Source organism: Litoribaculum gwangyangense (assembly GCF_039543505.1).
Classification (GTDB): Bacteria; Bacteroidota; Bacteroidia; order Flavobacteriales; family Flavobacteriaceae; genus Litoribaculum; species Litoribaculum gwangyangense.
In genome coordinates this window covers 823,517-848,424 of sequence record NZ_BAABJW010000001.1, presented here as the reverse complement: position 1 = coordinate 848,424, position 24,908 = coordinate 823,517, and the positions used below count along the sequence as shown (strand labels likewise).

At 33.9% G+C, this 24,908-nt stretch carries 18 protein-coding genes; 6 read left to right on the top strand and 12 right to left on the bottom strand.

The features are described 5' to 3' along the window. Window positions 1–57 precede the first annotated feature (57 nt). From ABD963_RS03725 to uvrC, 3 genes are read right to left on the bottom strand one after another with little or no spacing between them, the layout of a single operon-like run. Entirely contained in the window at window positions 58–2,298 is a 2,241-nt protein-coding gene (locus ABD963_RS03725; RefSeq protein WP_345275592.1) for a patatin-like phospholipase family protein, read from the bottom strand. Window positions 2,299–2,309: 11 nt separating this feature from the next. Beyond that, window positions 2,310–2,675 (bottom strand): hypothetical protein, encoded by a 366-nt coding sequence (locus ABD963_RS03720; RefSeq protein WP_345275591.1) that lies wholly within the window; start codon window positions 2,673–2,675, stop codon window positions 2,310–2,312. Window positions 2,676–2,699: 24 nt separating this feature from the next. Continuing rightward, entirely contained in the window at window positions 2,700–4,493 is a 1,794-nt protein-coding gene (uvrC, locus tag ABD963_RS03715) for an excinuclease ABC subunit UvrC (protein WP_345275590.1), read from the bottom strand. A gap of 94 nt (window positions 4,494–4,587) precedes the next feature. On the opposite strand from uvrC, the gene ABD963_RS03710 reads away from it, so the two are divergent. Genes ABD963_RS03710 through ABD963_RS03695 form a run of 4 tightly spaced genes read left to right on the top strand, consistent with a single transcriptional unit; the run spans window position 4,588 to window position 7,432 of the window. Beyond that, window positions 4,588–5,034: an ATP-dependent zinc protease family protein gene (locus tag ABD963_RS03710; protein WP_345275589.1), complete on the top strand. Its 447-nt coding sequence runs from the start codon at window positions 4,588–4,590 to the stop codon at window positions 5,032–5,034. After that, window positions 5,012–5,887 (top strand): 30S ribosomal protein S6--L-glutamate ligase, encoded by an 876-nt coding sequence (gene rimK / locus ABD963_RS03705; RefSeq protein WP_345275588.1) that lies wholly within the window; start codon window positions 5,012–5,014, stop codon window positions 5,885–5,887. The genes ABD963_RS03710 and rimK overlap by 23 nt, the downstream gene beginning before the upstream one ends. Next, the gene (locus ABD963_RS03700; protein ID WP_345275587.1) at window positions 5,888–6,868 is read left to right on the top strand and encodes a succinylglutamate desuccinylase/aspartoacylase family protein; all 981 of its coding nucleotides are present in this window, start codon (window positions 5,888–5,890) and stop codon (window positions 6,866–6,868) included. Continuing rightward, window positions 6,869–7,432: a 5-formyltetrahydrofolate cyclo-ligase gene (locus ABD963_RS03695; protein WP_345275586.1), complete on the top strand. Its 564-nt coding sequence runs from the start codon at window positions 6,869–6,871 to the stop codon at window positions 7,430–7,432. On the opposite strand, the gene ABD963_RS03690 is transcribed toward ABD963_RS03695, so the two are convergent. From ABD963_RS03690 to panC, 9 genes are all read right to left on the bottom strand, one after another. After that, window positions 7,429–8,058 carry a lipoprotein signal peptidase gene (locus tag ABD963_RS03690; protein WP_345275585.1) on the bottom strand — a complete coding sequence of 210 codons (630 nt, stop codon included), beginning with the start codon at window positions 8,056–8,058 and terminating at the stop codon, window positions 7,429–7,431. The two genes, ABD963_RS03695 and ABD963_RS03690, sit on opposite strands and share 4 nt — an antisense overlap. Window positions 8,059–8,117: 59 nt before the next feature. Next, a complete protein-coding gene (locus ABD963_RS03685; RefSeq protein WP_345275584.1) occupies window positions 8,118–8,501 on the bottom strand; it encodes a TraR/DksA family transcriptional regulator in 384 nt (127 codons plus the stop codon). A 4-nt stretch (window positions 8,502–8,505) separates the two neighbouring features. Beyond that, the gene (gene ileS / locus ABD963_RS03680; protein ID WP_345275583.1) at window positions 8,506–12,006 is read right to left on the bottom strand and encodes an isoleucine--tRNA ligase; all 3,501 of its coding nucleotides are present in this window, start codon (window positions 12,004–12,006) and stop codon (window positions 8,506–8,508) included. A gap of 118 nt (window positions 12,007–12,124) precedes the next feature. After that, window positions 12,125–16,753, bottom strand: a complete 4,629-nt coding sequence (locus tag ABD963_RS03675) for a LamG-like jellyroll fold domain-containing protein (RefSeq protein WP_345275582.1) — start codon at window positions 16,751–16,753, stop codon at window positions 12,125–12,127. A 431-nt stretch (window positions 16,754–17,184) separates the two neighbouring features. Next, window positions 17,185–18,543 (bottom strand): DNA repair protein RadA, encoded by a 1,359-nt coding sequence (gene radA / locus ABD963_RS03670; RefSeq protein WP_345275581.1) that lies wholly within the window; start codon window positions 18,541–18,543, stop codon window positions 17,185–17,187. After that, entirely contained in the window at window positions 18,543–19,694 is a 1,152-nt protein-coding gene (locus ABD963_RS03665; RefSeq protein WP_345275580.1) for an alpha/beta hydrolase, read from the bottom strand. Before ABD963_RS03665 ends, radA begins: the two co-directional genes overlap by 1 nt. 88 nt (window positions 19,695–19,782) lie before the next feature. Beyond that, the gene (locus tag ABD963_RS03660) at window positions 19,783–20,751 is read right to left on the bottom strand and encodes a lysylphosphatidylglycerol synthase transmembrane domain-containing protein (RefSeq protein ID WP_345275579.1); all 969 of its coding nucleotides are present in this window, start codon (window positions 20,749–20,751) and stop codon (window positions 19,783–19,785) included. Between the two features lie 88 nt (window positions 20,752–20,839). Then, window positions 20,840–21,190 (bottom strand): aspartate 1-decarboxylase, encoded by a 351-nt coding sequence (panD, locus tag ABD963_RS03655; RefSeq protein ID WP_345275578.1) that lies wholly within the window; start codon window positions 21,188–21,190, stop codon window positions 20,840–20,842. A 13-nt stretch (window positions 21,191–21,203) separates the two neighbouring features. Continuing rightward, window positions 21,204–22,055 (bottom strand): pantoate--beta-alanine ligase, encoded by an 852-nt coding sequence (gene panC / locus ABD963_RS03650; RefSeq protein ID WP_345275577.1) that lies wholly within the window; start codon window positions 22,053–22,055, stop codon window positions 21,204–21,206. Between the two features lie 289 nt (window positions 22,056–22,344). On the opposite strand from panC, the gene ABD963_RS03645 reads away from it, so the two are divergent. Both ABD963_RS03645 and bamH read left to right on the top strand, forming a co-directional pair. Next, complete coding sequence (locus tag ABD963_RS03645; protein ID WP_345275576.1) at window positions 22,345–23,154, top strand: glycogen/starch synthase; 810 nt, start codon at window positions 22,345–22,347, stop codon at window positions 23,152–23,154. A gap of 23 nt (window positions 23,155–23,177) precedes the next feature. Then, window positions 23,178–24,830: a BamH family beta-barrel-assembly machinery protein gene (bamH, locus tag ABD963_RS03640; RefSeq protein ID WP_345275575.1), complete on the top strand. Its 1,653-nt coding sequence runs from the start codon at window positions 23,178–23,180 to the stop codon at window positions 24,828–24,830. The last annotated feature ends 78 nt before the right edge of the window (window positions 24,831–24,908 follow it).

Here is a 24,908-nt window from a genome sequence, read left to right as displayed (position 1 = left end):
ACTCATAATAACGCAAATATCGTTATTAATTTATAATTTATAAAATTCATCCCACTTTTAAAACCAAAACCCAATATTGAAAAACCAAAAACTCTTTTTTTGCTCAGGTGAATAACTGAATTTTGCTTGGACTGGTCCTAAAAAGGTATTAACGGCGTAACCCATTGCATAGCCTCTATAATCTGGTAGGGTAAACCATTCACCAGAATCAAAAATATTATCGTCAATGTTTGCCCAGTTGGCTTCTGCTGTTATATGATGATTTTTATAAATTTCATAATCTACTAAAAACGATGCCTTTACAAAACTATTTCCGGTGAGTGAAATGAAATCATACCCTAAAAATGGTATAAAATTGTTAATCAAATTATTACCATATCCACCCAATGCAAAATCCAATGTATTTGTAGAATCATCGCCAATCTTAAAGCCTCCATGTGTTGCTAAATTAAATGCCAATTTATTTGAAAGACTAAAAGCATACCCTATATCTGCTTTTGCTATAGAAAAATTTTCGAAGGTTTGGTTAAAACTTGAAGCATATAAATAAATATGAAGGTTGCCATTAAAATAGACGCCTTTTTTTGGAAAATATTTGTTGTCGTAGGTGTCCAACTTTAAATTACCAAAAAGACTGATATAGTCTGTCTTTTCAAAGAAAAATTCATCCTCTGAATTGTTTCCCGAAAGAGTCTCTGATTTTATTTCCAGTCGCTTATGCTCTATCCCCATACTAAGGGCAAAATCTCTTCTAAATAATGTTTGTAAATAAAACTGATTGGTTTGATCTGTGAGTTTTGAATCTATTTTATTTAAACCGGTACTTGTAATTTGATTATCATCCAACAGTAGTTGAGCGCTAATATTTTTATTGAATTGATTGTATCTTGAGTTTAAACCAATACTCCAATAAAATCCTTTATCAATTAAATATTCAAAATTATAACGCACATTATCTCCAAGAATAATATCGAGAGACGTGACATCATTATTGAACAATAATCGTTTTTTTGTTAAGTTTACTAGAGCCGCGCTTTTGTATAAATCATCATAATGAACACCTAGTTTTAAAAAAGTGTTTACTTGAGATTCTTTTAAATTTGTAATCAAATCATAGCCAGTTTTGTCTTTTGAGTTTTTTAATTGATACTCAAATGAGCCAAAATTATTGGTAGCCACCAAGTTATTAATGCCTTTTTTAAAATCAGCATAACTTATTTTTTCATTGTTTTTTAATTTGAGCTTTCCTAAAACATAAGCTCTGGTATACTTTTCATTTCCATTAACCGATATTCCATTAATGGTTAGGCTATCAATTACTTTAGGTTTTAATTTTGGCGTTTCTGTTTTTGCTCTTTTCGTTAAACCCATTAAAACATTGAGTTCAGATAAAGCTGCATATTTACCTTCTTTTATAATATCTGTACCTTCATCAAAAGAGACCACATTAAAATCTTTAATGTTTGGCTTAATGTAAACATCCGTTTTATTAACTTTTGTTTTCATATCATTGATGGTTCGAAAATTATTGATTTGAATCAAAACATCAAGTGCAGAAGCTAACTCCTCACGGGTTGATAAACCATGCTGTACATCCACGCCAATAATGATATCCATCCCTTTGGAGCGTAATTCATCAACGGGATAATTATTAACTACCCCTCCATCAATTAACACCTCATCATTAATAACCACGGGCTGAAACAAAGAGGGCAGGGCTCCACTTGCCATAACCGATTGAGTTAAATTTCCCTTATCTAAAATGACTTGTTTACCAGTCTCAACATTAGTGGCAATACAAAAAAACGGAATGGGTAATTTGCTAAAATCGTTAACCTCATTAACATGCAGCATTAATTTTAAAAGTAAACTGTAGGTATTATTACCTCTTGATAGAGCCGATGGTAGTTTAATTTTGAAATCGTTAAAAGGTAATTTTATGGCGTATTTTTCCATATTGGCTCGCTCATCAAACGCCGTGGAAGATCTCGGCAGATCATCATTAATTATAGTATCAAAATCTATTTCATGGAATATGGAATCCAGCTGTTTCCCTGTGTACCCTGAGGCATACAATGATCCAATTATAGCGCCCATACTGGTTCCTGCTACATAATCAATCTTTACACCTAAGCTGTCAATCACTTTTAAAACCCCAATATGTGCTAATCCTTTAGCGCCACCACCACTTAACACCAACCCAACTTTGGGTTCATCTTTTACGAGCGTATCATTTTGCCCTTTCGCAGAAATGAAAACGAGGAGGAATAGTGTTAATATGATAAGGGCCTGTCTCAAATCATTTTTTTTTACCAACTTTGTTTAATACCTCCACTACTACCTGATCTTGGAAATATTCTATCGTAATGTAATTTTTTATTGTAAGCATTATTTTTCAGTTTGTCTAATTCAGAATATCTAGCCACTTTCGAATTTGCTAATTCAATTATTTTTTTAAGTTGTTCCTTGGTAAGATGTTTGTTCCAAATTAATTTATCTCCATAAAAAGCAATACCCTTAATATCATTTAAAGATTCTGATTTAAGAAACTTATTCCAATGCTTATCCAATACCCTTCTATCATTGATTCTGTCTCTCCACAAAAAATATTGTATCAAAATTCCTCCTACCACAATAACTATTAGCGCAATTATTAATGAAATTGAATTATCCATTAAATTATATTAATTAAGAAATCTTCACTTCCCATGATAATAATTATAAACCTTTTCTGCCCTGGATACGCCTACCACTTCTTCCAGTTCATCTAATTTGGCATTAGCAACCCGTTTTGCCGATTTAAAATGCTTTAGCAACTCTACTACTGTTTTTTCTCCTACACCGCTTATAGTTTCAAGCTCGGTATTTAAAGCACTTTTACTGCGCCTGTTTCGGTGGTGCTCAATACCAAAACGGTGTGCTTCATTACGGAGCTGCTGTATAATTTTTAAGGTTTCGCTTTTCTTATCTAAATATAAGGGAATTGGATCGTTTGGGTAGAATAATTCCTCTAATCTTTTTGCAATACCAATTATGGCAATTTTTCCTCGTAAATTTAAAGCATCCAAACTTTTTAAGGCCGATGATAATTGCCCTTTACCGCCATCAATAATAATAAGTTGTGGCAAGGGTTGCTGTTCATCCAACATGCGTTTGTAACGCCTGTAAACCACTTCTTCCATGGATGCAAAATCATCAGGACCTTCCACAGTTTTTATGTTGAAGTGACGGTAATCTTTTTTACTGGGTTTGCCATTTTTAAATACCACACAAGCAGCTACAGGGTTAGTCCCTTGGATGTTGGAATTATCAAAACACTCTATATGGCGTGGTTCTTCAGAGAGTCTTAAATCGGCTTTCATTTGCGCCATGATTCTATTTACATGCCTATCGGGATCGACAATCTTCATTTGCTTAAAACGCTCCATTCTAAAATACTTAGCATTACGAAGCGATAAATCTAAGATGTGTTTTTTATCGCCCAATTGAGGTACGGTTACCTTAATATCCTCGCCTAAATCGACTGGAAATGGTACATAGATTTCTTTACTTTTTGAATGGAACCGTTGCCTAATTTCGGTTATGGCAAGCTCCAATAATTCCTTATCGGTTTCATCCAGTTTTTTCTTAATTTCAAGTGTGTGGGAACGAATGATGGAACCATAAGACAACTGCAAAAAATTGATATACCCGTAACTTTCATCACTCATAATGGTAAACACATCTACATTACTGATTTTTGGATTTACAATGGTAGATTTTGATTGGTAATTCTCTAGAACCTCTACCTTTTCCTTTATTTTTTGGGCTTCTTCAAACTGCATATTATCTGCCAAATCTCGCATTTGCTTTTTAAACTGCTGCAATGAATCTTTAAAATTTCCTTTCAAGATTTCCTTGATAGCTTTAATATTCTCATTATATTCCGTTTCGGTTTCAAAGCCTTCACAAGGACCGTTGCAATTTCCCAAGTGGTATTCCAAACATACCTTGTACTTTCCTGCTTGTATTTTTTCCTCTGCCAAATCATAATTACAGGTTCTTAAAGAATAGAGACCTTTTATTAAATCTAGAAGTGTGTAAACTGTTTTAACACTGGTGTAAGGACCAAAATATTCTCCACCATTTTTAAAGACTCGTCGTGTTGAAAACACCCTAGGAAACCGTTCGTTTTTTATGCAAATCCATGGATAGGATTTGTCATCTTTTAACATCACGTTGTAACGTGGTTTGTGCTTTTTAATTAGGTTATTTTCCAATAAGAGCGCATCGGTTTCAGTTTCAACCACAATGTGTTTAATGTTTGCGATTTTTTTTACAAGCACCCGAGTTTTACCATTATCATGGGTTTTAGTAAAATAAGAACTGACCCGCTTTTTTAAATTCTTGGCTTTTCCAACGTAAATAATAGTACCCTCTTTATCAAAATATTGATAGACCCCAGGTTGGTTTGGTAAGGTTTGCAATTGTATTTCTAAAGCAGGCATATCCATTAAACCAAAGGTAATTATTTAATAGTTAATGTTTTTTAATAATATTGTTTTTTCAATTGACTATTTCCTAACTTGCACCACTTTTAAATGAGTAATGAGTAAAAAAATTATTGGTCGGGTTGATAAAATCGACTTCCCAAAATTAGGTTTGTTTAACATTGATGTGAAAATTGATACCGGTGCTTATACATCGGCCATTCATTGTTCTGAAATCATCATAGAAAATGACAGTTTAAGATGTATTTTCAATAGCGATGTTCACCAAAACTTCGGAAAAACAGAAATCATTTTTGATACTTACACCAAAACCAATGTAAAAAGCAGTAACGGCTACAAAGAAAACCGATACAAAGTAAAATCGGAAGTGGTCTTTTTTGGAAAAAATTACAAGATTAACTTAACTTTAAGCACTAGAGACGACATGAAATTCCCTGTACTGATAGGCAGACAATTTTTAAAACAAAAATTTATAGTTGATGTAGATTTAGATTACGTTTCTTATTTATACAAAACACACCATGAATATAGTCATTCTATCTAGAAATGCACAATTATACTCCACCGATCGTCTTGTAGAAGAAGGTTTAAAAAGAGGACATAAAGTTGAAGTGATTGACCCTTTAAAATGTGACATTATTATTGAAAAAGAAAAACCCACTATATACTTTAACGATCGTTATTTAGATTATGTAGATGCCATTATCCCTAGAATTGGAACTTCGGTAACCTTTTTTGGATGCGCAGTTGTCAGGCAATTTGAGATGATGGGTGTTTTTACAACCGTTACCTCGGATGCTATTATTCGTTCCCGAGATAAATTAAGAAGTTTTCAAAGACTTTCGAAAGCTGGTATAGGCATGCCAAAAACTGTATTTACAAACTATTCACGCGACATTGAAAAAGTATTATCTCACGTTGGAGGTGCTCCAGTAATTATTAAACTTTTAGAAGGTACTCAAGGTTTAGGAGTAGTTTTGGCGGAAACCAAGAATGCAGCAGAATCTGTTTTAGAGGCCTTTAACGGTTTGCAGGCACGTGCTTTGGTTCAAGAATATATAGCAGAGGCCAAAGGCGCCGATTTAAGAGCATTGGTCGTTGACGGACAAGTAGTTGGCGCCATGAAGCGCCAAGGTAAAGAAGGAGAATTTCGTTCTAATTTACATCGAGGTGGTTCAGCAGAAATCATAAAATTGAACCATGACGAATTAAAGGTAGCCATGAATGCAGCAAGAGCTTTAAAACTACCTGTTTGTGGAGTAGACATGTTACAATCTGCGCGAGGACCTTTGCTTTTAGAAGTAAACTCAACACCTGGTTTAGAAGGAATCGAGGGTGCTACGGGAAGAAATATTGCAAAAAGTATCATTATGTATATTGAACGAAATACAAAATAAATGCCTGAAAAGAAAAGTGACATATTAACTATTTTAGGCGAACAGATAAAACCGGGCGAAAGCAAAGAAGTTAATTTTGATGTCGCCAATTTACATACCTCGTCATCAGTATATGTTCCTATAATCATTGAACGCTCAAAAAAACCCGGACCCACTGTTTTATTTACAGCTGGTATTCATGGTGATGAAGTTAATGGCGTTGAGATAGTTAGGCAACTCATAGCCAAAGGCATCAACAAACCCAAAATTGGCACTATTATTTGTATGCCTGTTATCAATATTTTTGGGTTTATCAATTTAAAACGCGAATTCCCTGATGGACGGGATTTAAACCGTGTTTTCCCTGGTAGCCCAACAGGTTCTTTGGCTGGAAGGGTAGCCCATAAATTGGTAGATGAAATACTTCCAAATGTTGATTTAATCATAGATTTTCATACAGGCGGCTCTGGCAGATTTAATGCACCGCAATTACGATATTCTAAAGACAATAGGGCACTCGATATTTTAGCAAAAGCGTTTGGCGCACCGTTTGTTGTATATTCTAAAAACCTCTCAAAATCTTTTAGAACAACCTGTTATAAACTGGGAAAACCATTGTTGCTTTTTGAGGGTGGCAAATCATTTCATATTGATGAAACCGTTACCAATTCTGGTGTTAATGGTTCTAAAAGGGTGTTGGCACATTTAGGGATGTTAAAAACCACTTTTAAATCTTCAAAACCAAAAAAAGATTGTGTTTTTATAAATGAAAGTAAATGGCAACGTGCTAGCTTATCTGGTATGTTTAAAGCCACTACTGGTGTAGGAACCCAAGTTAAAAAAGGCGATATTTTAGGAAATATTACTGACCCATATGGGAAGTTTAACTATTTTGTAAAGGCTCAAAACTCCGGCTATATTATAAACGTTAATGAATCTCCTATTGTCTATCAAGGCGATGCATTATTTCACATTTCTACCAAACTGAAAAGAACAACCTAAATGACCAAAACTGAATTACGAAAAAAATATAAAGTACTTCGTAATAATTTATCAGTAAATTCCATTGATGAATTAAGTTTAACCATTGCCAACCAACTTTTAAAATTGCCTGTTTGGGATTATTCATTTTACCACATTTTCTTAACTATTGAGTATAAAAAAGAGATAAATACTGATTATATTTTGAGTATTGTATCGGGTAAAGACAAACATATTTTGGTCTCTAAAAGCGATTTTGAAACGGGTTCAATGACCCATTTTTTGCTTACGGATAATACTGTGATTAAAAAAAACACCTATCAAATTCCTGAACCAGTTGATGGCATTGAAATCTCTAGTAACAAAATTGATGTGGTATTCATCCCCCTTTTAGCCTTTGATAAAGGTGGAAACCGGGTAGGTTATGGCAAAGGGTTTTATGATCGTTTTCTAGCTAAATGCAACCCAAAAACGATTAAAATTGGTTTATCATTTTTTGAGGCTGAAAACGAAATTACCGATGTTTTTGAAAATGATATTAAGCTAGATTATTGTGTGACACCTGAAAAGGTATATGAATTTTAGTCGTTATCTTTTTTAGCAAACGCCTTTTTATTAAAAACAATCAGCATTAAAAACCCCGTGCTAATAGCCATATCGGCGAAATTGAAAACAGGCTCAAAAAAGTTAAATCGTTTACCACCATAAAACGGAAACCACCCGGGTAAATCAATCTCAAACAATGGGAAGTAAAGCATATCTACCACTTTCCCATGCAATAGGGAATCATAGCCGCCAGTTTCAGGTAAAAAAAGGGCCACTTGGTTAGCACTGCTATCAAATAAAACACCGTAAAAAACAGAATCTATAATGTTTCCTAGAGCACCTGCAAAAATTAGAGCTATGGCTATAATCAAAACTCTTGATCTGTGTTTTTTTGAAGCATCAAACAACCAATAACCAATACCAAAAATAGCGACTACCCTGAAAAGAGTTAAAACAACTTTGGCAGTTCTTTCGGTCATAAAAGATAAAAAATCACTGATTTTTGTACCCCAAGCCATGCCATCATTTTCTATAAAATATATTTTAAACCAACTAAAAACATCAACACTTTCGTAAAGCGCAAAGTGGGTTTTGATATAGATTTTACTAATCTGATCAATCAATAATATCAGAATAATAAGGATTATGGATTTTTTTAATGACATGTTATAAAATAAAAACGTCCCAAATTTTGAGACGTTTCAAATATATAATTTAAACGTAGTTATTGCTGCATGTTTTTAGCTTCAATGCTTAAAGTTGCATGAGGCACCAATTTTAAACGTTCTTTATTTATTAATTTACCAGTAACTCTGCAAATGCCATAAGTTTTGTTTTCAATTCTAATTAGGGCGTTTTTTAAATCGCGGATGAACTTTTCTTGACGAATAGCCAAAGCCGAATTAGATTCTTTACTCATCACTTCACTACCTTCATCAAAGGCTTTAAATGTTGGTGATGTGTCATCAGTACCATTATTATGGTCATTCATATAGGCACTTTTTATAAGTTCTAAATCGTGCTGTGCCTTTTTTATCTTTTCTTGAATGAGTTCTTTAAATTCTACTAAATCTTTGTCCGAGTATCTTACGTTTGCATCTAAGCTCATAATATTAATGTTTTTTAATAAATAGTTTGGTGTTTACATCATCAAAAGCAATATCTATACCATTGTCTAGTTTATCTGTAATCTCTATCTTGTTTGTTAACGTTTCCGATTTTATATAGGTCATGTTTGAATTGACCGCGTTTAAAATTTGCTCATCTTTTTGAAGGGTAACATCAATTCTATCGGTTACTTCAAAACCTGAATCTTTACGCAAATTTTGAATACGATTGATAAGCTCTCTAGCAATCCCTTCTTTTCGTAAATCATCAGTTATTGTGACATCCAAGGCAACTGTTAGAGCCCCTTCATTTGCTACCAACCAACCTTCAATATCTTGTGACGTAATTTCAACATCTGTGCGTTCTAAAGTAATGTTTTTTCCGTTCACTTCAACGTCTAAATTGCCATTTTGCTCCATTTTGTTGATATCTTCTGCCGTAAAGTTAATTACTGCATTGGCAATAGCCTTCATATCCTTTCCAAAACGTGGTCCCAACACTTTAAAGTTTGGTTTAATTTGTTTTACTAATATATCTGAAGCGTCTTCTAAAAGCTCTATTTCCTTGACATTCACTTCATGTTTTATTAAATCTGAAACAGCCGAAATCTCCTCTTTTTGCTGAAGATTATCAACCGGAATCATGATTTTTTGTAAAGGTTGGCGCACTTTTATTTTTTCTTTGGCTCTTAGTGATAACACTAATGAGGATATGGTTTGGGCGCTTTCCATTTTACGCTCCAAAGTTTTATCAATAAAAGAAGCATCAAAAACTGGGAAATTCGATAGATGAACACTTGAAAAAGATTCTTTTCTGGTAACCGAATTTAAATCTAAATACAACCTATCCATAAAGAAAGGTGCTACAGGCGCACCAAGTTTTGCTATGGTCTCCAAACAAGTGTAAAGTGTTTGGTAAGCCGAAATTTTATCCTGCCCATAATCGCCTTTCCAAAAACGTCTTCTACTTAAACGTACAAACCAGTTACTTAAATAATCTTGAGTAAAGTCTGAAATAGCACGAGATGCTTTAGTGGGTTCATAATCGGCGTAAAATTCGTCTACTTTTTTAATAAGCGTATGCAACTCCGAAAGGATCCATCTATCTAGCTCCGGTCGTTGCTCTATAGGAATATCAGCCTCAGCATAACTAAAGTTATCTAAATTTGAATACAGACTAAAAAAAGAATACGTATTATAGAGCGTTCCAAAAAATTTACGTTTTACTTCTTCAACGCCATCAATATCAAACTTTAAATTATCCCAAGGATTGGCGTTACTAATCATGTACCAGCGCGTTGCGTCGGCACCATGATTACTCAATGTTTCAAAAGGATCGACAGCATTGCCTAAACGTTTGGACATTTTTTGTCCGTCCTTATCCAACACCAATCCGTTAGATACGACATTTTTGTAGGCCACTGAGTCAAAAACCATCGTGCCAATAGCGTGAAGTGTATAAAACCAACCACGGGTTTGATCAACGCCCTCAGCTATAAAATCGGCTGGAAAAGATTCTTGTTTATCTATTTTTTCCTTGTTTTCAAACGGATAATGCCACTGTGCATAAGGCATAGATCCTGAATCGAACCAAACATCTATTAAATCGCTTTCGCGAAACATTTTTTGTCCTGTTGGGGACACTAATACGATAGCATCAACAATATTTTTATGTAAATCGATTTTTGAATAGTTGTCTTCAGAATTGTTTCCAATTTCAAAATCTTCGAAAATATCTTTTGATAGTACACCAACTGAAACGGCTTTGGCCATTTCGTACTTTAATTCTTCAACCGAACCAATACAGATTTCTTCTTTACCATCCTCGGTTCTCCAAATGGGTAACGGAATGCCCCAATAACGGGATCGGGATAAATTCCAATCATTGGCATTTGCTAACCAGTTTCCAAAACGTCCGGTACCCGTAGCTTTTGGTTTCCAATTAATGGTTTCATTCAGTTCGAACATTCTGTCCTTAACGTCTGTTATTTTAATAAACCAAGAATCTAAAGGATAGTACAAAATAGGCTTATCGGTTCGCCAACAATTTGGATAGCTATGTTTATATTTTTCAACCTTAAAGGCTTTATTTTCTTCTTTTAATTTAATAGCAAGTTCCACATCAACAGAGCGTTCTGGTGCTTCACCTTCGGTGTAATATTCATTCTTTACATATTTGCCTGCAAACTCGCCAAGTTCTGGTCTAAACTTTCCTTGTAAATCTACTAATGGTACTAAATTTCCATTATCATCTTTTACCAACATGGGTGGTATTTCTGGGCTTGCTTGTTTTGCTACCAAGGCGTCATCGGCTCCAAAAGTTGGCGCCGTGTGTACAATACCTGTACCATCTTCGGTAGTTACGAAATCTCCAGAAATAACTCTAAAAGCGTTTTCAGGATTGTCATTTGGTAAAGCATATTGTAATAATTGCTCGTACTTGATGCCTACTAAATCTTTACCAATAAATTCTTTTATTATTTTAAAAGGAATCTTTTTCATGCTACTAACATTATTAAAAATATTAGTTACATCTTTTAGTTCATTCTCTGGAAAAATCTTTTTTAGTGTATTATAAATAGGACTTTCTTCTTTAACTAATCTAGGTGCGTTAAGAAAATCTATAATATCATTACTCTCAAAAAACTTACCAGAAAACTGGAAATTCACTAACTTTTTAGCAAGCACTACTTTTATGGGCTCAAAAGTATATTGATTATAAGTTTCAACCAACACATACTCGATTTTTGGACCTACGGTTAATGCCGTGTTACTTGGTAACGTCCAAGGTGTGGTTGTCCAAGCCAAGAAGTAGATATCCCCTTCATTTTGCAAAAAAGCTGGAAGTGATTCTGGTATCGCTTTAAACTGAGCAACAACCGTTGTATCTGTTACATCTTGGTAGGTTCCTGGTTGGTTTAACTCATGCGAACTTAAACCTGTGCCTGCTTTAGGAGAATAGGGCTGAATCGTATAGCCTTTGTAGAGTAAATTTTTATTATAAATCTGTTTTAATAACCACCAAACACTTTCCATGTATTTGGGTTCGTAGGTAATATATGGGTCGTCCATATCTACCCAATAGCCCATTTTTTGGGTTAGGTCGTTCCAAACATCGGTGTATCGCATTACTGCTTTACGGCAAGCATCATTGTAATCTTCAACAGAAATGGTTTTCCCTATATCTTCTTTAGTAATACCCAATTCTTTTTCTACGCCTAATTCAATGGGCAAACCATGGGTGTCCCAACCTGCTTTTCGCTTTACTTGGAAGCCTTTCATGGTTTTGTAACGAGGGAAAATATCTTTAATGGCGCGCGCTAAAACATGATGCACACCGGGAAGTCCATTAGCGGAGGGTGGCCCTTCAAAAAAAACAAAAGGTTTGCTGCCTTCTCTGGAAGTTACACTTTTTTCAAATATGCTGTTTTCTTGCCAATAGTTTAGAATTTCTTCTGCTACTTTTGGCAAGTCAAGTCCTTTATATTCAGGAAATTTAGCACTCATTATATCATATTTCTTTTCGATGCGCGAAAATAAGAATTTATCACGAAACGATTAATTAATATCATAAAAAAAGCCAAAACAAATGTTTTGGCTTTTTTACTTTTAGTGAGAAACACTTTTAGTTGATAATGATTTTTTTGGTTAATACTTCATTGTTCTCTGTTCTTAAACAAACAACGTAGGCGCCTGTTGACATATTTTCAAATCGAATACCGTTTTCTAGATTTGTTGTTGTAACATCCTCAAGCTCTAGTATTCTTTGCCCTCGCATATTTATTAAAGCTAGGTTTTTAACCTCGCTATTTAATTTTTTAACATAAAATGTATTGGTTGTATTTTGATAATACATATAATTTTCTGAAGCTAAAGCTTCTTCTATACTTAATACCTGTGATTGACTTTGGAATACTATCTCAAAACGTTCATTAAACTTGCCTTGGGTTGATGTGAATCCATATGGTTCCCCAGTTCGTAAATCAAAATAGGCATCAGTTAAATTATCCTTTAAATAGATTTCTTGGTTTTCGTCAATGTTTTCCATCTCGGTAATTCTTATTTCAAATGCATTGTCGCCCGATGATTTAAAGTTTAAAGGCACTATCTTGTCGTTAGTAATTTCACCATAGGCCTGTATGTTCATGTTTTGACCGTTCAGATCTAGATTTAAATCGTTGTTGTTAGAGTCGGTACATTTTGCATCATAGCCATAATCAAATGCATCACTGGTATAGTCACTGAACCCGAGCAATAATTCTCTTCGGGTTGCTGGACCCGATGTTGAATTTAGTTCTAAACGGATTTTTTTCATGTCGCCGTTTGATGTATTTTCTTTTGAAGCATTGCCTTTTGATGATTTACCATTGGCCGTTTTAGAAAATACAGATCCATTATTATAGGTTCCATCGGCATCTACTTCTTTAATAAATACACGCTGACTGTTATTAAACTCTACATTACCACTGGCTATTATTTCTGTAATAAATCCTTGCCCTACAGGCAGATACCTTGTTGGTACAATCGTTCCATCTTGAGAACCATTATTTGCGCCATAAAACCCAACAAATTGATACGCTCTTGTTGATCCTAGTTTATTTACTTGGGCATAACCTCCATTGTAATCATTCAAGTTATGGGATGACCCGCTCCATTGTTGCCATAGGTGTAATGTTCCATCTATGACTCCCACATTATCATCAATAAATTTATGAATATCTATAGCTGAAGGGTAAGGATTCCCTAAGAGGAATTCTGTTTTTGAGGCGTTAGGTACAGATCCTGGACCACCTCTATCAGTCACACTCACCAAAATAGTACCGTTATTTGGTTTTCCTTCAAAAATGTATTGTTGTTCGGAAGCTGGTATACCCGTTCCCTTTTGAGTATAACCCACACCTGGGATCAGGGCCGTTGATGTTGTAATACGTGCCCAATCCCAATAGGTCAAACCATTTATATAGGTGAACAACCAATAAGTACTTACATTTCCATTTCCTGTATAAGATGACGTGAACAGACAATTGTTACCTGCCTCATCCTTCAGCATATTTAAAGAAAATGGTGAATTATTAGCATTGTTAGTGGCAGCATTGTTGTTTGATAAGGCGGTTGCGCCTATTGCCCCAACTGGTGATGACCAATAATTGTACCAAAAGGCACTTGCTGTTCCTTCTTGGCGTCTTAATATTTTACCATCTGCTGAGGTCACTAAATCACTATCTACCGTTTGAATGAGCTGTGAATCGTCTTCTAAATCTAAAGTACCATTCAATTCTAAATACCAACTGTTTTCAACGAAATGATCTCCTTGTACAGTTAATTTTTGACCAGAATCTATGATTAACCCTACTTGTTTTAAATCGTGGCCCACTGTTACATCATTCGAAATTTTTACAATACCATAATCATTGGTTGCTGCAGCGTTTTCTATATCCCAAACATCGCCGTGTAACCAAGTAGATTCGTTAGACCAAGAACCTGAATTTATTGCCACATAAGGCATCGGCGCCGTTTGATCCTGAATGGTTGTAATCCAATTAATATATAGGAAATTATCATAACTTGAAAAATCTTTAGTTCTTCCCATTTTAATATCGGTCATTGGATAGTAAGCTATCAAATTTACCCAAGGAACTGTATTACCTGTAGCTATATCCTTAATATCTTTCTGAACGATTGTTCCTTTAACATTTCCGGAGTTTTCTTCAATTTCTTGATAAACCATTTGTTGTATTTGATCGTCGGTAAGTATCATATTGAAAACACGAACTTCATCAATATCTCCTTTAAAATATTGATTGTCTAATAATTCATTTGAAAACCTTCCTATCTCAAAAACATCACTGGTATCCGAACTTTGTGTTAGGTTGGTTCCAGAAACGCTCGCTGAGTCTTCTAGCACACCATCTACGTACAATTTTATTTCACCAGTACTGGCGGAAAAAACGCCTGTTAAATGGTGCCACTCATCGTAGTTAATCTCAGAATTACCCACTCCACCTATGGTTTGCTGAGTACTACCATTTGTTGAGACACTAAAAGCTGGATGATGCCCCGCTTCTAGCCATAATTTAAGTGCTATATCTTCACTAGCAATAACCATATTTGTGGTGTTGCCTGAATCCGTTTTAACCCAAGCCATAATAGTTACATCACTTAATCCACTTATAAATGAATCTCTTGACAGGTAATCATCCACACCATCAAAATCTATTGTGGCGATTGCTGGTGGATTAATATCGAACATATCCCTATAATCTAAATCACCTCCTATGGTGGCGTCAAAATCTACATCTCCGAAAGAAGCTGTTAAATCTGCAATATCTCCACTAGTGACTTCATCATTAATGTCTATATAAGCCAAAACAGCATCAAAAACATCATCTAAACCATCATTATCTGAGTCTATACCACTTAAAACACTGGCTTGCCCATTTTCTTGTATATCAGGGATTCCGTCGTTATCCGTATCACTATCTAAATAATCTTTTAATTTATCTCCATCGGTGTCTTCAACATCAAATAAATCGATACCTCCCATGGCAGATTCATAAACATCGTCTAAACCATTATTATTTAGATCTATAATACTTGAACTAATTCCACTTGGTGGTATATAGCCAATGGTTGGCTGAGCTTCAACATTATCTGGTATACCATCATTATCACTATCAATATCCAGAGTATCCAAAATTAAATCGTTGTCAATATCACATTTAGAACTAACCCCAAAATTGGTTAATCGTGTACTAGTTGTAACTGTACCCGTAGCGCCATAAACTAAATCTACATGTGAAAAAATATCAAACTCCATATATAAGTAGAAATCAGGATCATCTCCCTGAGTTCCTCCATCATCTGGCTCGTCTTCCCAATCGGTAGGGGACCCAGCTATTGTAGGATCTAATCTATAATTAATGAACCCAGCAGGTCCACCACCATTAATAAATCCAGCTTGCTCTAAATTTGTTGTTGGAGACAAATAACCTGTTATTGAAGAAGTAACTGTAGATGGATTAAATCCAGCGATCTCAGTAAAGTCATCTCCAACTCTGTGGTCAATATCTCTAGATTCTAAAATAATGCCGTATAAAATGGCCGGTTCGCCAATGGGATTCGATGGTGTAGCCGTTCCAGATTCAACTAAATCAAATGAATATGTTACATACTCGTCGGCACTGGCATCAAAACCATCTATTCTTATTTCATTGTTACAATCAACTCTGAATGTTCCATTTATTTCTGTAATGGTTACAATTATATCGTAATATTTATTTTGAAATAAAAGGGCGTTGGAATAAATAACTTTCTCCCCTTCTTTTACATCATTTAAATCTGTAGCAGTTAAAACAGCTGCGTTATCAAACTGGATAGTTGCGGAACACTCATAAGTATCAATGATTCCATCATTATCATCATCTAAGTCACAAATGTCACTTACTCCATCGCCATCGGTATCCAAATTACCAGATGCTACTGCATCACATGGATCAATAACCGTTAATGTTGCTGAATAGGTTTCATAAATACAAACATTATTATCGTGGGTTAACAAAACATAATAAACATTCCCATTTAGGCCTGTTACATCACTTATACTTAAAGTCGAATTGGTAACACCACTATAAACTCCTGAATTTGATAGCGCTGTTCCACCTGAAGCAGGATTTCCAAGGTACCATTGGTAGTTTATTCGTGAATTGGCGTTTTGGGAACTTCCGTTGGAATAATTCGGATTTCCACTATTAAAAGTTGTTGTTCTACGTGAAGAAGCACTAACACTAAAAGAGGTAGAATTACCTGCATTTTCAGTTCGATTGTTTGGTGTTGAGGAAACGGTAAGGTTGGACGCCTCGATTTCGTCGCCGTTAACCCCATTATATCCACCAGAACCTCCTATTACCCGGCCATTAGAATTAATTCCCGTTCCGTCTAAAACACCATCATTATTACTATCTGTTCCGCCGGACTCTCTTGAATCATAGCATCCATCGTTATCACTGTCTAAATCTAAGTAGTTATAAATACCATCTCCATCAGTGTCTATTCTTTTTTCTTCAGAATCCAAAACACCGTCATTATCACTATCCAAGTCTAAATAATTCAAAATACCGTCGCCATCTGTATCTGTTCCGTCTGCGATTTCATCAACATCAGATATAGTATCTCCATCCGTATCTTGTGCAAAAGAAGTATTTGACACAAAAAATAGAATAACAAACACTGTTTTAAAAAGTAGTATTTTTTTCATAGGTTAAAATTTAATAGTTTGGGACTATTTAACTTATTGTACTTCTTAACCTATATTCTAGTAAAATGGATTATAAAAAATCTTTGAGGGAAGACTATTAATCGTCAGAATGTATAGAATGTTCTGAAATTAATCATTAGCAATATTAAATTTTATTAAACTGTTTTTATTAAAAGACACTTATTTTTCGACAAAACATTAAAAAAATCCAATTAAAAGCACAACAAAACACATGAAATGCATAAAAAAAGGATGAATAACATTTTATTTTTAAATTAAAAAATCATTGTTTATTTCTGATTAACTGATTAAAACAGCTACAATATTAATTTAAAAAATCGATAAAACCTAATAAAAATTCGATGAAGTGTTATTTTTTTAAGATGAAACGATTATTTTTACGAAATACGATATTTTTACGAAAAGTTTTTTTAAGTCAAAAGAGGTGCCAAATCTTCAATTTTGGAAATTAATTGAATTTTAATCGCTGTGTTTTTTAGTGAAATTTTATTGTATTTGGATATAAAAATGGTTGAAAATCCTAATTTTTCTGCCTCTAAAATACGTTGTTCCACTTTCTGAACCGGACGAATTTCGCCAGATAGTCCCACCTCTGCAGCAAAACAGATATCTTTTGGAAGGGCTACATCTTCATTTGAGGATAAAATAGAGGCTACCACCGCTAAATCTATGGCGGGATCATCAACGGTTATCCCACCTGTAATATTTAAAAATACATCTTTAGCACCCAATCTAAATCCGGCACGCTTTTCCAAAACTGCTAAAAGCATATTTAATCGTTTCGCATTAAATCCGGTAGCACTTCGCTGCGGTGTCCCATAAACAGCGGTACTCACTAAAGCTTGGACTTCAATCATCAAAGGGCGCATGCCTTCCAAAGTAGCGGCAATGGCATTACCAGAAAGTTCTTCATCCTTTTTTGATATTAAAATCTCGGATGGATTGGAAACTTCACGTAAACCAGACCCTTGCATTTCGTATATACCCAATTCGTTTGTAGAGCCAAAACGGTTTTTATGAGCTCTCAAAATTCTGAAAACATGGTTTCTATCGCCTTCAAATTGAAGTACCGTATCTACCATATGCTCTAATATTTTAGGACCAGCGATATGGCCATCTTTAGTAATATGACCAATTAAAATCACAGGTGTAGCAGACTCTTTTGCAAATTTAATAAGTTCGGCAGTACATTCTTTTATTTGAGATATACTTCCTGAAGACGATTCAATATAATCGCTATGTAGTGTTTGAATGGAATCTATTATTACAATATCAGGTTCTAAAGATTCAATTTGCTTGAAAATATTTTGAGTTTTAGTCTCAGTTAAAATATAGCAATTGTTATTACTAGGATTAATGCGCTCTGCACGCATTTTTATTTGCTTTTGGCTTTCTTCACCTGAAACATAAAGTGTTTTATAAGGCAGTTTCAAGGAGATTTGAAGTAATAAGGTGCTTTTACCTATTCCTGGTTCGCCTCCTAAAAGGGTTAACGACCCAGGTACGATGCCTCCGCCTAAAACACGATTTAACTCACCATCAAAAGTATCCAAACGGATTTCTTTAGTGGTATCAATGTCCCTTATGCGCAAAGGTATTGAAGCCCTTTTACTTGTTGATGTTACTGATTTCCAATCACTTTTTTCTGGTTTTTGTATAACTTCTTCAACAATGGTATTCCATTCTTTACAAGCATTGCATTGTCCCTGCCATTTCGCATATTGCGTGCCACAGTTCTGACAAAAAAACGTGGTTTTTACTTTAGCCATTAATACCCGAAGTCTGCTTTAATTAAATCTGCTTTCTCCAAAACCAAATCTTTTGTGATACCTGCAATTTCACTTAAAGTATAAGCTGATTGATACGTTCTCATGGCTTTCTTTGGCTCTCCGGTTTCTTCATAAAAACGTGCTAAATAGTATAACCCTAATAAGGTTTCAGGATATTCTTTACGTGCTATTTTACCTAACTCTTCGTAATACTCAAACGTTTCATTCTTTTCAATAGCTGCAGAAATTGCTTTAAAATCATTGATCAAAACTTGCTTTTCTATACCAAATAAATCTCTAATGGTTTGATACTTTTCTTCAAGGTAAACTACAGGTGAACCCTCTAACTTTAAAATAACTTCTTGGTACTCTTTTTTAGAAATAGGCTGGTATACTTTAAACATGCCTTCAATGGCATTGGGAATAGCGTGCGTTGGTACTGAATAATGTGAAGGCCCTTCAAAGCTGTCAAAATCATAGAACAGATAGTCATTTTCAATAGCCGAAATGTCTTTATTTAAGGCATCTGTCATTTGTTTTATGGAAGAGATATCATTATTGGTATTTGCCAAATAATAGAATATTTTAGATTGCGTTTTACCTAAAACTTCAGGTATATAATCCAACATATTTGGAGCTAATTCTGGGCTAACCGATATATAACCTTGAAACAAAGGATTCGGTTTTAATAGATAATAATTGATAAAATTTGCGGTTTCACTATGGCCAACAGCCACCCTAAAACCTCCTGATTTATAGGTATTTTCCATGTATGGAATCAGTTCCATTCCAATAAACTCAAAAAAAGCAGCTCCTGTTTCAATTGGTAATGAATTTTGTTCGGAGTACATACTGTCATCATACCGTTTATCTATTTGATTAACTCCTACGACAATTGATTCTGGCATATCTTCCCAATATGAAAAATAATCCACATTTCCAGCTACTGCTTCAAACATATAATCGCCGTCTAAAACAACAAACAATGGGTAGGTTTTATCATCATTTGAACTATATCCTCTGGGTAATTGAATTTTTAATTGGCGTTCTTCACCTAATTTTGAAGATTGAATAGTTTCATATTTAACTTGGGCCTTACATACATAATTTGTGCAAAACAGACATAAAAAGAAACAGATTGCTTTATTCATTTTAAAAATGATTTGAGATTTTATACCGCCAAGGTAATAAATTTAAGTAGAGATAAAAAGCAAAGTTTTTGTAAGCTATAAACAACTTTCAAATACGTTTTGGCAATTTTTTTCTGTTAAAAATAGGTAGATAAATAAGTGATAAACCTCCAAAAATAATAATCATTAAAGTTTGAGATGCCCACATAATCCAACCAAAAGCGCGACTTGGATCATCAGGGATGCCAAACAATAAAAATGCCAAAACAACAGCCTCTGGATATGAGCCAATACCACCATTTGTAGCCGCGATACTAAAACTGGCTGCTATAAAACCAATTAAAATAGCTGCAAAGGGAATATCACTGGTTTGCTGCAAGGAAAAAGATGTCACATAAAACATAAGCACATACATAGCCCAAATAAATAGGGTATGAAAAATAAAGGCCCATTTCTTTTTCATTTTAAAAATACTTAATGCCCCCTCAATTAATCCAGTTACAAATTCTTTAATTTTTAAAGCGAATTTTGAGCGTCCTTTTTTTACAAATCTTAAAATAAAAACTAATAAAAGAACTACTAAAATAGTAGCCACTAAAAGTTTTATGGGATTGAATTTGCCAATTAAAAAACCGTATATAAAATCGAACTCCAGAAACAGAGTAATAATAATGATTCCTAACATGACAAACATATCGGCAATACGTTCGGCAACAATGGTTCCTATTCCTTTTTCAAAAGGCACGTCTTCGTAATTAGTAAGTATCGATGCTCGCGCAACTTCGCCAGCTCTGGGAATGGTATAATTGATCAAATAGGTTGCAAAAACAGCCATGATACTGTTGCCTAACTTAATTTTGTAACCCATAGGTTCTAATTGAAAACGCCAACGATAAGCACGAGAAAGGTGACTTAAAAGACCCAGAAACATTCCTAAAACAACAAAGGCATAATTAGCTTCTTTGAAGTATTTAAGTAACTCCTCGATAGAAATTTGAGATAGTGAATACCAAACAAGAAAAACGCCCAGTAATAGTGGAAGTGAAATTTTTAATAGCCTTTTTATATTAATTTTCATCTATTTAAAATTTCACAAGTTTTTGATAATCAGTTAAATTATCTGAATTATTATTTACTAAATACCTCTAATGGACTTTGAAAAGTATTTATTTTAACAAATTAGTGGCTTCATCAGGAAACACTAAAGAAGGTTTAAATCCTTTAGCTGCCTCTATATCCATAAAAGCATAAGTAATTAAAATTAAAGTATCCCCTACAGAAACTTTTCTGGCTGCAGCACCATTTAAGGTGATTTCACCGCTATTTCGTGGGCCTGGAATGCAATAGGTTTCCAAACGCTCTCCATTATCATTATTAACAATTTGAACTTTTTCACCTTGTATAATGTTGGCAGCATCCATTAAATCTTCATCAATAGTGATACTGCCTATATAGTTGAGTTCTGCACCAGTGCATTTAACTCTATGTATTTTAGATTTTACTACTTGAATTTGCATGAGGCAAAGATAATTAATTTAGAGCGATATTATCAATGAGTCTTATATCATCCGCATATACTGCTATAAAAGCTCTGTATGTTTTTTTATTCGATTTTCGTTTTATTGGTTTTAAGGTTTTTGCATCTGCAATAATGAAATATTCTAATTGTAACAAATCATTCTTAGCAAACCGTTTTTCAACCCATTCTGTAACCTTATTAGCACTTTTTATGCCAAAATGCTGTTTGGCAGTTTTTAAGGTTTTATAAATGAATGGCGCTTCTGCTTTGTGTTCTGGTTTCAACCTAGTATTCCGGGAACTCATGGCTAAACCATTAACTTCGCGGTGTATTTTACAGCCTACGATATTTACCGGTATGTTATGTTTTTCAACTAGTTTTTTAATAATGGCTAATTGTTGAAAATCTTTCTCGCCAAAATAAGCGTTGTTTGGTTTAATAATTTCAAAAAAACGTTTTACAATCGTGCCCACCCCATCAAAATGTCCGTTTCTAAATTTGCCTTCCATTTCAAACTCCAATCCATCAAAGTCAAATTTTTGCGAAACGGTAAGTCCATCATACATATCATCAACCGTTGGTGCATAAACCAAAATATTTGTTTTGTTTACTGTTTTAAGCAAGGCAACATCTTTCTCAAGTGTTCTTGGATATTTCTCTAAGTCCTCCTTGTTATCAAACTGTGTAGGGTTTACAAAAATACTAACAACCACCATGTTGTTGTTCTCCAAGGCTTTTTTTACCAATTGTAGATGACCCCGGTGCAATGCGCCCATAGTAGGAACCAAACCTAATGTTTGGTTTTTATGCCTTAAAGCATTTATAGCACTTATTATTTGTTGTTTTTTGGAGTAAACTTCCACGATTTAATAAAAAATTAACGCGTGCAAACTTAAGATTTTACAACCAATTAGCATAAATTTTTGTATTTTTGCATGTTTTTTATTTTGAATTTTCAAAAGCAGACCAAATATAAAAACTCGCTTTACAGAATTTCTCTTTAAAAGAAATATATAATTGCTAATGGTTTAAATATCATTTTAAGTCAACAAAACAAACATATGAAACATACATATCTAAAAATACGCGCCCTCGAAAGCTTGGTTTTTTGGATGTTACATATGGTCATTGAAAAACGATAAACACATACACATGAAAGATAAGAGGATATTATATGTATCATCTGAAGTAGTGCCCTATTTACCTGAAACTGAAATTTCTTCAATGTCCTTTGAAGCTCCTAGGTTGGTAAACCAACAAGGAGGACAAATAAGAATATTTATGCCCCGATACGGCAATATTAATGAACGAAGACACCAATTACATGAAGTTATAAGATTATCCGGAATTAATTTAGTGATTAACGATTTGGATATGCCTCTCATTATTAAAGTGGCATCCATACCAAAAGAGCGTATTCAGGTATATTTTATTGATAACGATGAATATTTTAAGCGTAAAGCAACTTTAACCGATGAAGACGGAAAATTATTTTCAGATAATGATGAACGTGCTATTTTCTTTGCAAAAGGGGTCATTGAAACCGTTAAGAAACTAAATTGGTCCCCCGATATTATTCATGTACACGGCTGGTTAGCATCTTTATTACCCTTATATCTAAAGGAATATTATAAAGATGAGCCTTTGTTTAACGAAAGCAAAATAGTAACCTCTGTATATAATCAAAGTTTTAACAATACCTTAAATAAAGATATGGTTAATAAGATTAAATTTGACAACATTAATGAAGAAGTTATTAATGTATTGGAGGAGCCATCTTATAACAATTTAATGAAAGTTGCCATTGATTATTCTGATGCATTGATTATTGGCTCTGAAAGTATTCCTGAAGAATTGACCAATTATTTAAAAGCATCAAAAAAACCTGTTCTAGAATATAAAAGTAAAGATGAATTTGGTGAAGCTTACACAACATTTTTCAATAACGACGTTTTAAGCTAAACACTACATTTATCCAATTACGTATGAAAAAAATCATAAAAGCTCTTAAATTCCCTACTATATTTACACTATTTTTTTTAATTTTAGTGAGTTGTGATAAAGATTTTACATCAATAGAAAGTGATGTACTTGGAAAAGAAAATTCAAACTTCAATACCAACTCTGATGTTATAGTAGTTTCGGCCTACAATAAAAAGTTAGATTCTTTACAAGTAAATGGTTTAGCCTCTAATTTACTGGGTGTTTTCAAAGACCCTTCTTACGGAACAACCATAGCTAGTATTGTAACTCAAGTAACACCTGCAAGGTTTAACCCAGATTTTGGCGTTAACCCCATTATTGATTCTGTAGTTGTTAATATCCCTTACTTTAGCACACAAATTGGAGTAGATGAAAATAGTAATGCCATATATAAACTGGACTCCCTATATGGGAATCCTGAAGCTGAATTTAAGCTTACTATTTATCAAAATAATTATTTTTTAAGGGATTTTGATCCTAATTCTACTCTAAACAATGCTCAAAATTTTTATTCAAATGCAAATTCTACTTTAAATTCTGTACTTACTGGAAGCAGTAATGTAAATTTTGACGATCATATTGCAGCAATAATTCATGAAGATTTACAGTTTCTACCAACTGCGAATGCCGTTGTAACCAAAACAGGTTCAGGGGATAATTTAATTGAAACAAGGAGTGCTCCAGCCTACAGAGTTACGCTAAACGACCCTGAAGACATTTCATATTGGACAAATACAATCATTGCTAAACAAGATTCACCTGAATTGAGCAATGCGAATAATTTTAAAGATTATTTTAGAGGGCTTTACCTTAAAGTGGAAGCTGTTGGAAATGATGGCAATATGATATTACTGAACTTAGCTTCAACTAACGCCAATATTACTATTAATTATACAAGTGGTGAAACGGACTCTAGAACCCAATCAACCTATACTCTTAATTTTGTTGGAAACAGAGTGAATACTTTTATTAATAATTACAACCTAGTAACGTTACAAAATGGTGATCCAGTTTTAGGTGATGAAAAACTATATTTAAAAGGTGCGTCAGGTTCCATGGGAGTTGTAGATATTTTGGGCAACAATCAAGGTTTAGAAGATTTTTTAAACACCTATAGAATACCTAATGGACTTGGTGGCTATGAAAAGGACAATAATGGGAATTACATTTTGAGGAGACTTATAAATGAAGCGCATTTAGTTATTTATGAAGATGAAGGCATACCTAATGAAGAAGATGAAAATGGTGATGTTTACCATAAATATGACCGTATATATGCATATGATATTGATAACAACACCCCAACTGTCGATTATCAATTAGATCCGACTGAAAATAATAATGCCATTAATTCGAAATTAATAAGTTTAGGCCAAAGAGACTCTAGCGGAAGATATAAAATTATTCTTACAGAACATTTAAATAATATCTTATTGCGAGATTCTACAAATACCAAAATTGGCTTAGTGCTATCAAACAATGTGAATTATACAACTACTAATAAAATTTTAAATAGTAATGATGATGTTACTGCATTTCCTGCGGCCGCAATAATTAGTCCAAGAGGCACCATTCTATATGGCAGTAATACAAATGTTCCAGAAGAAAAGAAGTTAAAATTTAAAATATTTTATACTGAACCCGATCGAAATTAAAATTCCTTTAATGAGATCTAAAATTAAAACCCATTAAAATAAACGATTTATATTATATTTAGGTCGGTAATTAAGGGT